Here is an 829-nt window from a genome sequence, read left to right on the forward strand (position 1 = left end):
GTGCTGAGGTGGGGGTGGGTGGTGAGGGGGCGGTGGATATGGCTGGTGTGGGGAGTTTGGTGGCTTGTGATGCGGCGAGTTCGCCGGCTTGGGTGGTGACGTGGGGTTTGCGGGCGATCCAGAGCATGACGAAGGCGAGGATGAGGGCGAGGAGCATGCCGAGGACGACGCCGACCCAGCGGGGGAACATGCCGGGTTGGATGTAGGTGCCTTGGACGGGTACGGGGTCGGCGCCCGAGCGTTGGACGGCGAGGGAGAAGGGGCGGGATTGTTTGGATCCGGCCCAGATGATCTGACGCGGTTTCAGGGTGGTTTTGATGAATTTGGCGTGTCCGGGTTCGACCTGGATGTTGGCGGGTTGCAGGTCGTAGGTGATCTGGTCGTTGTTGTCGCTGCCGGCGATGGAGGCGGTGAGTTTGACGTTGCCGAGGTTGTCGACGGCGAGTTTGGGGCGGCCGCGGAAGCGTCCCTTGACGGTGTGGGGTACGAGTTCGGCGCGTACTTCGGAGAAGGGGGTGATGGTGACGTTGCCCTCGGGGACCGTGGTGGCCTCGGGGTGTTCGGTGGGGATGATCTGTACGCCGTAGGGGTTGGGTCCCGCGGTCGCGTCGGGGGTGCGGGGTGGGGCGAACGTCAGTTCCACGGTGCCGGTGGTGCCGGGGTAGAGGCGGATGCTCGGCGGCTGGACGGTCGTCCAGGGGGAGAGGTCCCCGACGGGTACGAAGCGGTACTCGTCGACGACGTCGCCGGTATTGCGCAGCCTCAGCCGGACACGAGCGGAACCTCCCGGATCCACAGTCGTCGAGGCAGGCTCCAGGGAGGTCCACAA

Annotated in this window: 1 pseudogene; it reads right to left on the reverse strand. The window is 66.3% G+C overall.

Features of this window, described 5'->3' with window-relative positions:
* A pseudogene (locus tag IH48_RS0132205) lies at positions 1-829 on the reverse strand (hydrogenase expression protein); the annotation flags it as partial.

The sequence above is a fragment of the Streptomyces sp. NRRL F-5126 genome, from assembly GCF_000721265.1.
Lineage (GTDB): Bacteria > Actinomycetota > Actinomycetes > Streptomycetales > Streptomycetaceae > Streptomyces.